12 protein-coding genes and 1 rRNA gene are annotated in these 12267 nt (G+C 70.9%); 9 read left to right on the top strand and 4 right to left on the bottom strand.

Annotated elements, in window-relative coordinates; genetic code table 11:
• The first annotated feature begins 50 nt into the window (after positions 1 to 50).
• From sdhC to P0Y31_RS18085, 5 genes are read left to right on the top strand one after another with little or no spacing between them, the layout of a single operon-like run.
• Positions 51 to 428 carry a succinate dehydrogenase, cytochrome b556 subunit gene (sdhC, locus tag P0Y31_RS18105; protein ID WP_275871972.1) on the top strand — a complete coding sequence of 126 codons (378 nt, stop codon included), beginning with the start codon at positions 51 to 53 and terminating at the stop codon, positions 426 to 428.
• An 11-nt stretch (positions 429 to 439) separates the two neighbouring features.
• A complete protein-coding gene (locus tag P0Y31_RS18100) occupies positions 440 to 892 on the top strand; it encodes a succinate dehydrogenase hydrophobic membrane anchor subunit (protein WP_275810166.1) in 453 nt (150 codons plus the stop codon).
• Positions 893 to 905: 13 nt separating this feature from the next.
• Entirely contained in the window at positions 906 to 2681 is a 1776-nt protein-coding gene (sdhA, locus tag P0Y31_RS18095; protein WP_275871970.1) for a succinate dehydrogenase flavoprotein subunit, read from the top strand.
• Positions 2681 to 3439 (top strand): succinate dehydrogenase iron-sulfur subunit, encoded by a 759-nt coding sequence (locus tag P0Y31_RS18090; protein WP_275871967.1) that lies wholly within the window; start codon positions 2681 to 2683, stop codon positions 3437 to 3439. Before sdhA ends, P0Y31_RS18090 begins: the two co-directional genes overlap by 1 nt.
• Positions 3440 to 3444: 5 nt before the next feature.
• Entirely contained in the window at positions 3445 to 4692 is a 1248-nt protein-coding gene (locus P0Y31_RS18085) for a hypothetical protein (protein WP_275871965.1), read from the top strand.
• Between the two features lie 42 nt (positions 4693 to 4734).
• On the opposite strand, the gene P0Y31_RS18080 is transcribed toward P0Y31_RS18085, so the two are convergent.
• Both P0Y31_RS18080 and trpS read right to left on the bottom strand, forming a co-directional pair.
• Positions 4735 to 5250: a 2'-5' RNA ligase family protein gene (locus tag P0Y31_RS18080; protein WP_275810175.1), complete on the bottom strand. Its 516-nt coding sequence runs from the start codon at positions 5248 to 5250 to the stop codon at positions 4735 to 4737.
• 10 nt (positions 5251 to 5260) lie between these two features.
• Positions 5261 to 6292 (bottom strand): tryptophan--tRNA ligase, encoded by a 1032-nt coding sequence (trpS, locus tag P0Y31_RS18075; protein WP_275871963.1) that lies wholly within the window; start codon positions 6290 to 6292, stop codon positions 5261 to 5263.
• 175 nt (positions 6293 to 6467) lie between these two features.
• On the opposite strand from trpS, the gene P0Y31_RS18070 reads away from it, so the two are divergent.
• From P0Y31_RS18070 to galK, 3 genes are read left to right on the top strand one after another with little or no spacing between them, the layout of a single operon-like run.
• Positions 6468 to 7277: a DeoR/GlpR family DNA-binding transcription regulator gene (locus tag P0Y31_RS18070; protein ID WP_275871961.1), complete on the top strand. Its 810-nt coding sequence runs from the start codon at positions 6468 to 6470 to the stop codon at positions 7275 to 7277.
• The gene (galT, locus tag P0Y31_RS18065) at positions 7274 to 8395 is read left to right on the top strand and encodes a galactose-1-phosphate uridylyltransferase (RefSeq protein ID WP_275871958.1); all 1122 of its coding nucleotides are present in this window, start codon (positions 7274 to 7276) and stop codon (positions 8393 to 8395) included. Before P0Y31_RS18070 ends, galT begins: the two co-directional genes overlap by 4 nt.
• Positions 8392 to 9606: a galactokinase gene (gene galK, locus P0Y31_RS18060; RefSeq protein WP_345803651.1), complete on the top strand. Its 1215-nt coding sequence runs from the start codon at positions 8392 to 8394 to the stop codon at positions 9604 to 9606. Before galT ends, galK begins: the two co-directional genes overlap by 4 nt.
• Here the strand turns inward: galK and P0Y31_RS18055 are convergent.
• Entirely contained in the window at positions 9591 to 10394 is an 804-nt protein-coding gene (locus tag P0Y31_RS18055) for an exodeoxyribonuclease III (protein ID WP_275871956.1), read from the bottom strand. The genes galK and P0Y31_RS18055 overlap by 16 nt on opposite strands.
• A gap of 50 nt (positions 10395 to 10444) precedes the next feature.
• Here P0Y31_RS18055 and P0Y31_RS18050 point away from each other — a divergent pair, with 50 nt between their 5' ends.
• Positions 10445 to 11968 (top strand): peptidase S10, encoded by a 1524-nt coding sequence (locus P0Y31_RS18050; RefSeq protein ID WP_275871955.1) that lies wholly within the window; start codon positions 10445 to 10447, stop codon positions 11966 to 11968.
• Positions 11969 to 12147: 179 nt separating this feature from the next.
• Here P0Y31_RS18050 and rrf read toward each other — a convergent pair.
• Positions 12148 to 12264, bottom strand: a 5S ribosomal RNA gene (gene rrf, locus P0Y31_RS18045).
• Positions 12265 to 12267: the final 3 nt, after the last annotated feature.

The raw sequence follows: 12267 nt of genomic DNA, 5'->3' as shown, positions 1-12267 counted from the left end.
CTACGGACGCTGGCCGCCGCCATCACTCTTCGGCTTGAAAGGGACGCGCAGTGGCCCAGTCAGCTACCGGGACGCTCTACCGCGGACGCGAGGGCATGTGGTCGTGGGTGGCCCACCGGATCAGCGGTGTGCTCATCTTCCTCTTCCTCTTCGCGCACGTGCTCGACACCGCGCTCGTGCGGGTCTCCCCCGAGGCCTACAACGACATCATGGAGACCTACAAGAACCCGATCGTGGGTCTCGGCGAGGCCGGCCTCGTCGCAGCGGTGGTCTTCCACGCGCTCAACGGTCTGCGGATCGTGGCGGTGGACTTCTGGTCCAGGGGCCCGCGCCTCCAGCGCCAGATGTTCTGGGCCGTGGTCATCGGTTTCGTCGTGCTCTTCGCGCCCTTCGCGATCCGGCACCTGAGCATCGTCTTCTCGCACTGAAAGGGCAGCTGATGACTGCAACCACGAGCGAGCCCACCGCCCTCCCCGCGCAGAAGTCGCGCTACGCCCGACGGTCCAAGGGCCGCGGCAACTTCGAGCTCTGGTCCTGGGTGTTCATGCGCGGGTCCGGCGTCCTCCTGCTGTTCCTCGTCTTCGGCCACCTGTTCGTCAACCTGATGCTGGGCGAGGGCATCAACCAGATCGACTTCGCCTTCGTCGCCGGCAAGTGGTCCAACCCGTTCTGGCAGACCTGGGACATGCTGATGCTCTGGCTCGCCGAGCTGCACGGCTTCAACGGCGTCCGGACGATCATCAACGACTACGCGGAGAAGAACAGCACCCGCATGGTGCTCAAGACGCTGCTCGTGCTGAGCGCCCTGGTCGTGCTCGTGCTCGGCACCCTGGTGATCTTCACCTTCGACCCGTGCATCGACCCCGCCTCCACCCTCGAGCAGTGCAAGTAAGGAACGGACACTGATGCAGACGCACAAGTACGACGTCGTCATCGTGGGCGCCGGCGGCGCCGGCATGCGCGCCGCGCTGGAGTCCTCCAAGCGCACCCGCACCGCGGTGCTCACCAAGCTCTACCCCACCCGGTCCCACACCGGCGCGGCCCAGGGCGGCATGTGCGCCGCCCTCGCCAACGTCGAGGAGGACAACTGGGAGTGGCACACCTTCGACACCGTCAAGGGCGGCGACTACCTCGTCGACCAGGACGCTGCCGAGATCATGTGCCGCGAGGCGATCGACGCTGTCATCGACCTCGAGAAGATGGGCCTGCCGTTCAACCGCACCCCCGAGGGCAGGATCGACCAGCGCCGCTTCGGCGGGCACACCCGCAACCACGGCGAGGCCGCGGTGCGCCGCTCCTGCTTCGCCGCGGACCGCACCGGCCACATGATCCTGCAGACGCTCTACCAGAACTGCATCAAGCAGGGCGTGGAGTTCTACAACGAGTTCTACGTGCTCGACCTGCTCATGAGCGAGGGCCCGGACGGCGTGCAGCGCACCGCGGGCGTCGTCGCCTACGAGCTGGCGACCGGCGAGATCCACGTCTTCCAGGCCAAGTCCGTCGTGTTCGCCACCGGCGGCACGGGCAAGGTCTTCAAGACCACCTCCAACGCGCACACCCTCACCGGTGACGGCATGGGCGTGGTCTTCCGCCGCGGCATCCCGCTCGAGGACATGGAGTTCTTCCAGTTCCACCCGACCGGCCTGGCCGGCCTGGGCATCCTCCTGTCGGAGGCCGCCCGCGGCGAGGGCGGCATCCTGCGCAACGCCGACGGCGAGCGCTTCATGGAACGCTACGCCCCCACCATCAAGGACCTCGCGCCGCGCGACATCGTCGCCCGCTCGATGGCCAACGAGGTGCGCGAGGGCCGCGGCGCCGGGCCGAACAAGGACTACGTCCTGCTCGACCTGACCCACCTCGAGCCGGCCCACATCGACGCCAAGCTGCCGGACATCACCGAGTTCGCCCGCACCTACCTCGGTGTCGAGCCCTACACCGAGCCGGTGCCGGTCTACCCGACGGCGCACTACGCGATGGGCGGCGTGCCGACCAACGTCGAGACCGAGGTGCTGCGCAACAACACCGACGTCGTTCCCGGCCTGTATGCCGCCGGCGAGGTCGCCTGCGTGTCCGTGCACGGCTCGAACCGCCTGGGCACCAACAGCCTGCTCGACATCAACGTCTTCGGCCGCCGTGCCGGCATCGCCGCCGCGGACTACGCGGTGGGCGCGGACTGGGTCGACCTGCCTGAGCAGCCCGACGCCCTCGTCGTGGGCATGGTGGAGTCGATCCGCGGTCGGGCCACCGGCGAGCGCGTCGCCGACCTGCGTCGCGAGCTGCAGGAGACCATGGACCGCAACGTCCAGGTGTTCCGCACCGAGGCCTCGATGAAGGAGGCGCTCGGCGTCATCGACGAGCTCAAGGAGCGGTACGCCAACGTCGTCGTCCAGGACAAGGGCCGGCGCTACAACACCGACCTCCTCGAGGCCATCGAGCTCGGCTTCCTGATCGAGCTGGCCGAGGTCATAACGCTCGGCGCCCTGGCCCGCAAGGAGTCCCGTGGCGGCCACTTCCGCGAGGACTACGAGGCGCGCGACGACGTGAACTTCATGCGCCACACGATGGCCTACCGAGCCCCTGTCACCGACGTCGAGTCCGGTCCGCGGTTCGCAGACGAGGTCCGCCTCGACTACAAGCCGGTGACCGTGACCCGCTATCAGCCGATGGAGCGCAAGTACTGATGACCGCCACTGTGGAAGAGAAGACCGAGGCGAAGGCGGGAGCCGTCCCGAGCTTCACCGTGACGCTCCGCATCGAGCGCTACGACCCCGAGGTCGACAGCGCCCCGCACTTCGAGGACTACACGGTCACCGCACACGCCACCGACCGCGTGCTCGACGCGCTGCACCAGATCAAGTGGGACCAGGACGGCTCGCTCAGCTTCCGCCGCTCCTGCGCGCACGGCATCTGCGGCAGCGACGCCATGCGCATCAACGGCAGGAACCGGCTCGCCTGCAAGACGCTCATCAAGGACGTCAACCCGGACAAGCCGATCACCGTCGAGCCGATCAAGGGCCTTCCGGTCGAGAAGGACCTCATCGTCGACATGGAGCCGTTCTTCCAGGCCTACCGCGACGTGATGCCGTTCCTCATCACCACCGGCAACGAGCCCACCCGCGAGCGGATCCAGAGCCAGGAGGACCGCGAGCGCTTCGACGACACGACCAAGTGCATCCTGTGCGCCGCGTGCACCACCAGCTGCCCGGTCTTCTGGAACGACGGCCAGTACTTCGGCCCGCAGGCCATCGTCGGCGCGCACCGCTTCATCTTCGACAGCCGCGACGAGGGCGCCGCCCAGCGCCTCGAGATCCTCAACGACAAGGAGGGCGTGTGGCGCTGCCGCACCACCTTCAACTGCACCGAGGCCTGTCCCCGCGGCATCGAGGTCACGAAGGCGATCCAAGAGGTCAAGCGCGCCCTGCTGACCAACAAGTTCTAGCGGGCGTGCGACGCACCCTCTGCGCCGCCGCTGCCGGTCTCGTGCTGGCAGTCGGCGGCGGCGTCGTCTCCCCGGCGACCTCGACCGCCGTCGCGGCACCGACGCCGAAGCCGAGCACGCCGACGCTGCCGGTCCCCAAGGCCACGGTCGACCCACGGCTGTCCGTCGGTGGCGAGCGGCTGTCCTCCATGGGCACCGTCGTCGACCTCCCGCCGGGCGTGCCCGCTCCCCCGAAGCTGAAGAACGTCTCCTGGGTGCTCGCCGACATGGACTCGGGTGAGGTCATCGCCGCGAAGGCCGCCCATGCGCGCCTGCTGCCGGCGAGCACGCTGAAGGCGCTCACGGCGCTGACGCTGATCCCCCGGGTCGAGCCCGACCGCGCGTACCGGGCCACGCCGGAGGACGCGAACGCCGACGGCACCCGGGTGGGGATCCTGCCCGGCCAGACCTACACGGGACGGCAGCTCTTCAGCGCCCTGCTGATGTCGTCGGGCAACGACGCGGCCTACGCGCTCGCCCGTGCCGGAGGCGGCATGGACGCCACCCTGGCGGCCATGAACGAGCAGGCCCGCCACCTCGGGGCACACGACACCGTGGCCGGCGACCCCTCGGGCCTCGACGCCCCCGGTCAGAGCTCGAGCGCCTACGACCTCGCGCTCATCGGACGCGCGGCCATGCAGCTGCCCGACTTCCGCGCCTACGTCACGACGAAGCAGATGAAGTTTCCCGGCGGCAAGGGCGCGAACGGCAAGCGCGCCACCTTCGTCATCGCCAACCACAACCGGCTGCTCTACAACTACGACGGCACCATCGGCATCAAGAACGGCTACACCAACGCGGCGAAGCGCACCTTCATCTCCGCGGTCACCCGGGGCGGGAAGACGTACATCCTCACCGAGATGTACGGACTCGAGCACAGCTGGCGACCGCAGGCGGCGATGTACGACTGGGCCTTCCGCTACGGCGACCTCGCGAGGCCCGTCGGCCGGCTCGTCGAGCCCGGCACCGTGACGACGCCACCCACGCTGCCTGCCGCCACGGCATCCGCAGCGGCGACCCCGACGGCCCCGCCCGCCCCCACGGAGGCCGATCCCGACCGCGACGTGGCGGCGGCCTTCCCCGCGAGCCTGGAGAACGGCAGCCTGCCCCCGTGGGTCGGGGTCGCCACTCTGGCTGCCGCCGTGCTCCTCGTGGGCCTGTTCGCCCTGCGCGGCATCACGCGCAGCAGCGGGACCAGGGGCCGCACCCACTGAGCGCGCACCCCGCTGGGGCGCCCGCCCGGGGCAGCCGCGGGCTCACCGCCCCCTGAGGGGGAAGGACTGGACGGGGCGCCAGACCTGGTCGGCACCGTGCTCGTAGAGGTGGAATGCCTCGACCTCGAAGGTCGCCTCGAAGTCGGCGAGCTCGGTGAACGCGCGGTCGAGGTTCTCCTCGCTGACGTGGTGCGCCACCGTGACGTGGGGGTGGTAGTAGAACTCGAGGTGCCGCTCCAGCGGGCCCTGCCGCACCGCACGCTCGAGCACCTCGCACTCGGCGAGCCCGCCGGAGACCTGGACGAACACGACCGGCGAGATGGGCCGGAAGGTTCCCGTGCCCCTCAGCACCATGGGAAAGGGCCTGCTGATGGCGCTGACCGCCTCGAGGTGCTCCACGGCCGCGGGCATGTCCCTGTTGGCCACGACGGTGGGCCCGAGGAGCGTCACGTGGGTCGGGATCGAGTCCGCCAGCGGGTCGCCGAACGAGGCACGCTTGGCCTGGAGCAGGTCCCCGTGCGGCGGGGGGATCGCGATGCTGACGCCGATCGTGGGCACGGGCGCGACCCTATCGCGCCGCCGGCAGCAGCCCGACGCGGTCGCGCACGCGGTCCATGGTGGCCCGGGCGACCTCGCGGGCCCGGTCCGCGCCGTCGGCGACCGCGCGCTCGAGCTCGGCCGGGTCGTCGAGCAGCTCGGTCATCCTGGTGCGGAAGGGCGTGATCGCCTCGACGGCGACCTCGGCGACCTCCTTCTTGAGGTCCCCGTAGCCGTGCCCCTCGAACCGCCGCTCGAGGTCGGGGATCGATGTCCCCGACAGCACGCTGTGGATCACGAGGAGGTTGGACACACCGGGCTTGGCCTCGACGTCGTAGCGCACCTCCGCCTCGGTGTCGGTGACCGCCGAGCGGATCTTCTTGGCCGTCTTGGAGGGCTCGTCCATCATCCAGATGACCCCGCGGTCGGTGGACCCGGTCTTGCTCATCTTCGACGTCGGGTCCTGCAGGTCCATGATCTTCGCCGACTCCTTGAGGATGTGCGGCTCGGGCACGACCAGGGTCTCGCCGAAGCGGGTGTTGAACCGCTCGGCGAGGTCGCGGGTGATCTCGAGGTGCTGGCGCTGGTCCTCGCCGACCGGCACCCGGTCGGCGTCGTACATGAGGATGTCGGCGGCCATGAGCATGGGGTAGGCGAACAGGCCGACGTTGGCGTTCTGCCCCTTGGCGATCTTGTCCTTGAACTGCGTCATGCGGCTGGCCTCGCCGAACCCGGTGAGGCAGTTCATGACCCAGCCGAGCTCGGCGTGCTCGGTGATGTGGCTCTGGCAGAAGACGGCGGACCGCTTCGGGTCGACGCCGCCGGCGATGAACTGCGCCGCGGTCACGCGGGTGCGGTGGCGCAGCACCTCCGGCTCGGTCGGCACGGTGAGGGCGTGCAGGTCGGCCACGAAGTAGTAGGCGTCGAAGCCCTCCTGCAGCCCTACCCAGTTGACCAGCGCCCCGATGTAGTTGCCGAGGTGGAGCGAGTCACTGGTCGGCTGCATCCCGGAGAGGATTCGGGGCAGCCGGGCGGGCGAGGTGGGGGCAGACATGCCCGCCATTGTGTCAGGTGGGGCGGAGCAGCAGTCTCCGGGTCCCCGGCGGGGAACCCTCCTCCGTGTTGGATTTTGTTGACACATGGTCGAAAATGTCGCACGCTTCGGTTCATGCCCGCACCTCCCCCGGACCACACCACCACGCCCGGCGTCGTCGCCGTGGTGAGGGAGGGCTGACCCCGTGCTCGCCGGCCAGCGCCGCGCCACCATCGTCGCCCTCGTCGCCGAGTCCGGCGCCGTCCGGGTCGCCGACCTCGTGCAGCAACTCGGGGTCTCCGACATGACGGTCCGCCGCGACATCGAGCAGCTGGCCCGCGAGGGCCTGGTCGAGCGCGTGCACGGCGGGGCCCTCGCCGTCGGCGGGCGCAGCAGCGAGGAGCCGGGGTTCACCGCGAAGTCGGCACTGATGACCCGCGAGAAGCAGGCCATCGCCGCGGCAGCCGCCGCGCTGGTCGAGCCGGGCGCGTCGATCGGCATCTCGGCCGGCACCACGACATTCGCATTCGCACGCGCGGTCCGCTCCGTCCCGGACGTCACGGTCGTCACCAACTCGATCCCGGTCGCACAGCTGCTGCACGAGTCGGGCGCTCCCGGACAGACGGTCGTGCTCACCGGCGGTGTGCGCACGCCGTCCGACGCCCTGGTGGGTCCGATCGCCGTCGCGGCCCTGCGGATGCTGCACGTCGACCGCCTCTTCCTGGGCGTGCACGGCATGGACGCCCGGGCCGGCCTGACCACCCCCAACCTCGTGGAGGCCGAGACCAACCGCGCCATGATCGAGATGGCGCGCCGGCTGTGCGTGCTGGCCGACCACACCAAGTGGGGCACCGTCGGGCTGGGCACCATCACCGAGCTGACCGAGGTCGACCAGCTCGTCACGGACAGCGGGGTCTCCGAGCAGGCCCGCGCCACCCTGACGAACCTCGTGGGCGAGCTCGTCCTCGCCCCGGCGCTGCCGGAGGCGGCCGGGGCGCAGGAGCGCACGGCATGACGCAGACAGCGCCCACGATCCGAAGGACCAGCCGACGCCTTGCGGACGGGCGCGAGATCCTCTACTTCGACGACCGTGCCTCGGCACCGCGGACGGCGGAGGACACCCGCGACCTCGGCGAGCGCGCCCGGTCGGGCCAGCTGCGCCGTGACCCGCTCACCGGCGACTGGGTCGCCATCGCCGGGCACCGGCTCCACCGCACGTTCCTGCCGCCGAAGGACGAGTGCCCGCTGTGCCCGACGGGGCGCGGCACCGTGCTGTCGGAGATCCCCGAGGCCGACTACGACGTTGCCGTCTTCGAGAACCGCTTCCCCTCCTTCTCCCCCCACGCCGAGGAGGGTGCCGCCACGTCACACGGGCTCCTCGAGCACGTGCCGGCGCACGGGCGGTGTGAGGTGGTCTGCTTCACCAGCGACCACGACGCGAGCTTCTCGTCGCTGCCGGTCTACCGAGCCCGCACGGTGGTCGAGGCCTGGGCCGACCGGACGGCGGAGCTCGGTCGGCAGCCGGGGGTCGAGCACGTCTTCTGCTTCGAGAACCGCGGGCAGGAGATCGGCGTGACCCTGCACCACCCGCACGGCCAGATCTACGCCTACCCGTTCGTCCCGGCCCGTGCCCAGTCCCTGCTCACCGAGGCGCGCCGTCACCACGACCGCACCGGCAGGCTCCTCGGCGCCGACATCCTCGCCGCGGAGCGCACCGCCGGCTCGCGGATGGTGCTCCAGGGCGAGCACTGGAGCGCCTACGTGCCGTATGCCGCGCGGTGGCCGGTCGAGGTGCACCTAGCGCCCCACCGCGACGTCCCCGACCTCGTCGCCCTGAACGGGGAGGAGCGCGACGAGCTCGCGGAGGTCTACCTCGACCTGCTGCGACGGCTCGATCGCTACTACCCCGGCCCCAACGGCCAGCCTCGCCGCCTGCCGTACATCGCGGGGTGGCACCAGGCGCCCGTGCACGTCGGGCGTGACGTCTCGCGGCTCCACCTGCAGGTCATGTCGGTCCTGCGCGCGCCCGGCAAGCTCAAGTACCTCGCGGGGTCCGAGTCCGGCGTCGGCGGCTGGGTCAACGACGTGCCGCCCGAGCGGATCGCCGCCCGGCTGCGTGAGGTCGCCGCGTGAGCGCTCCCGGCCGGGCGCGGTGGCTGCCGCCACCGGACTCCCACGAGGTGGCGCGCACCCTCAGCCGGCAGTTCGAGCAGCGGTTCGGTGAGCCGCCGGCCGGCGTGTGGGCGGCCCCCGGACGCGTCAACCTCATCGGCGAGCACACCGACTACAACCAAGGGCTGTGCCTGCCGATGGCGCTCCCCCACCGCACGTATGCCGCGGCGCGGGTCCGCGCGGACCGCGCCAACCGGGTGGCCTCTCTGCAGCAGGACGACGGGTGGGAGGGCACCCTCGACGACGTCGGCCCCGGTTGCCCCCAGGGCTGGGCGGCCTACGCGGCCGGGGTGCTCTGGGCGCTGGGACAGCGAGGCCTGGACCTGCCCGGGCTCGACGTGCTCGTCGATGGCCACGTGCCCCTGGGCAGCGGGTTGTCGTCCTCAGCGGCCCTGGAGTGCTCTGTCGCGGCGGCCGTGGCAGGTCTCGTCGAGGAGGTGGGGTCACTGGCGCCGGAGGAGCTCGCCGAGGTCTGCGTCGCCGCGGAGAACGTCGTCGCGGGCGCGAGCACCGGAGGCCTCGACCAGACCACCGCGCTGCGTGCCCGCGCCGGTCACGTCATGCTGCTCGACTGCCGCGACTTCTCCGTCGAGCAGGTCCCGTGGTCGATCGGCGCCGACGGCTGGACCGTCCTGGTGGTCGACACCCGGGCGCCGCACGCCCTCGTCGACGGCCAGTACGCGCAGCGGCGAGGCAGCTGCGAGGAGGCCGCCGCCAGGCTGGGAGTCACCTCCCTGCGCGACGTGGAGGCCGCCGAGCTCGAGAGCGCGCTGGCACGGCTGGCCGGTGACGAGGTGCTCGTGCGCCGCACTCGCCACGTCGTCACCGAGATCGAGCGTGTGCGCCGGGCGGCCCACTCGCTCAGGGGCGGCGACGTTGCCGCCCTCGGCCAGCTGATGACCGCCTCTCACGTCTCGCTGCGCGACGACTACGAGGTGTCGTGCCCCGAGCTCGACACCGTCGTCGACACCGCCCTGCACGCGGGAGCCGCCGGCGCCCGGATGACCGGCGGCGGGTTCGGCGGGTCGGCGATCGCGCTCGTGCGCCAGGACGAGTCGGCCGCGGTGGCGGACGCGGTCGCCGCCGCCTTCGCCGACCGCCGTTGGGGCGCACCGCAGGTGCTCGAGGCCGTGCCCTCCGGACCCGCGACCCGCGTTCAGCCCAGGTCGTAGTCGACCGTCACCGCCGCGTGGTCGCTCCAGCGCTGGTCGTAGGCGGCGGCGCGGCCCACGCTCGCGCTCACCGCCGTCTTGGCGAGGGCACGGCTGGCGACCTGGTAGTCGATCCGCCAACCCGCGTCGTTGTCGAAGGCCTTCCCCCGCCACGACCACCACGTGTAGGGACCAGGGCCGGGGCCGTGCAGCTCCCGGTGCGTGTCGACCCACTCACCGAACTCGAACCACCGGTCGAAGTAGGCCCGCTCCTGCGGGAGGAAGCCTGACTTCTTGAGGTTGCCCTTCCAGTTCTTCAGGTCGTCCTCGCGGTGCGCGACGTTGAGGTCACCGGTCACCACGGCCAGCGAGCCGGCCGCGGCCCAGGCCTCGAGCCGGTCGGTGATGGCGTCGAGGAAGCGGTACTTCTCGAGCTGGCGCGGGGTGTCCGCCTCGCCGGTGTGCACGTACGTCGAGACCACGGTGACCACACCGGCCGGGCTGGCGAGGTCGACCTCCACCCAGCGGCCGCTGCTGGCGAACTCCAGCGGCCCCACCCCCACCTGCACGCGCAGAGGCACTGCCCGGCTGACGACCGCGACGCCGGCCCGTCCCTTGTCGGCGGCCTCGGTGTGAGCGACGTGCCAGCCCCCGAGCCCGGCTTCCTCGAGGGCCTGCGACAGCTGGGCGTCGGTGGCCCGGACCTCCTGCAGGCACAGGACGTCGGCGCCCTGCTCCGCGAGCCACTGCACCCCGCCCCGGCGGGCGCAGGCTCGGATCCCGTTGACGTTGGCCGTGATCACACGCATGCCCCCATTGTCCGCACTGGGCGCCGAGGCCCCGCACTAGGGTGGCCGCCATGGCTGACGAGACCGCTGACACCCGACCCGCGCCGGCCCCGTCCACCGGGCAGGCCGCCGAGCAGAACGGCCACACCGTGACCACCACTCCGGCGCCGCCCGAGGACGACGTGGTCAGCACCCGGCACACCCTCCGGGTGGGCCGGCGCACCCTGCGCTACACCGCCACCACGGGACGAGTGGTGCTGCGCGACGAGGTCTTCGAGGACGGGAAGTTCACCGGCTTCAAGCCCAAGGCCGAGATGTCGCTGACCGCCTACGTCGTCGACGCGCCGGCGGGGCAGAACCGTCCGGTGACCTTCGCCTTCAACGGCGGCCCCGGCTCGTCCTCGGTGTGGCTGCACCTCGGCCTGCTCGGGCCACGTCGGGTCGTGATGGGTGACGTCGGTGAGCTGGTGGCACCCCCCTACGCGCTCGAGGACAACGCGCAGTCGCTGCTGGCCGTGAGCGACCTCGTCTTCATCGACCCGGTGTCCACCGGCTACTCACGCGCCGTCGAGGGCGGCACCGCCAAGGAGTACCACGGCTACAGCGGCGACATCGAGAGCGTCGGCGAGCTGATCCGCCTGTGGACCACGCGGCACAACCGCTGGATGTCGCCGAAGTTCCTGGCCGGCGAGTCCTACGGCACGCTGCGGGCGGCGGCCCTGGCCGAGCACCTGCAGTCCCGTCACGGCATGTACCTCAACGGGGTCATGCTCATCTCCAGCGTTCTCGACCTCGGGTCCATCGGGCTGCACGAGCCGGAGGACCGCGGGTACGCCAACTTCCTGCCCACCTACGCCGCCGTCGCGCACTACCACGGCAAGCACGGCCGCCGAAGCCTGCGCAGCGTGCTCGCCGAGGCCGAGGCCTATGCCGCCCGCGACTACCCGTGGGTGCTCTCACGCGGCAACCGGCTCACCCGCGCCGAGCGCACGGAGGCCGTCAGCACGCTCGCCCGCCTCACCGGGCTCACCGAGGACTACGTCGACCGCGCCGACCTGCGCATCGAGCACGTGCGGTTCTTCACCGAGCTGCTGCGCGAGCAGCGCCTCGCCGTCGGCCGCCTCGACAGCCGGTTCACCGGCCCCTTGGGCAGTGCCCTGGCCGAGGCGTACGACGCCGACCCCAGCCACGACGCCATCGCCGGCCCGTATGCCGCAGCCTGGAACCACTACGTGCGCAGCGAGCTCGAGTACAAGAACGACCTGCCCTACGTGCAGATCTCCGCCAAGGCGCACGAGGAGTGGTCCTACAAGGAGTTCGAGGGTCGTGCCGTCAACGCCGCCCCGAAGCTGGCCCGGGCGATGCGCGCCAACCCGCACCTGCGCGTGCACGTCGCCTACGGCTACCACGACGGCGCCACCCCGTACTTCGCGGCCCAGGACGTCATCGCGCACCTGCAGGTCCCGCAGGCGCTGACGCTGAACATCGAGCACGCCTACTACGAGGCGGGCCACATGATGTACGTCCACGAACCCAGCCGGCTGCAGCAGAGCAAGGACCTTGCGGACTTCGTCACCAGGGCCAGCCAGCCCTGAACGACCCCTCATCCACTACACAACGATGGCCCGGCTCTGGTGAGCCGGGCCATCGTTGTGCGGGGTGCCGATGGCATCCCAGGAGGGAAAGCAGAGGCGGCGATGAACACACACTGCAGAAAGGACACAGAATGCAGAAAGGCCCCGCACTCATGTGCGGGGCCTTTCCGTCAAAGTATGTTCGGCTGCGTCCTACTCTCCCACACCGTCACCAGTGCAGTACCATCGGCGCTGAAGGGCTTAGCTTCCGGGTTCGGAATGGGACCGGGCGTTTCCCCTTCGCTATGACAGCCGAAACT

Origin of the sequence: Knoellia sp. 3-2P3, from assembly GCF_029223115.1 — a bacterium.
Classification (GTDB): Bacteria; Actinomycetota; Actinomycetes; order Actinomycetales; family Dermatophilaceae; genus Pedococcus_A.
The sequence above is the reverse complement of the archived record's forward strand: the minus strand, read 5'-3'. Positions and strand labels throughout refer to the sequence as shown.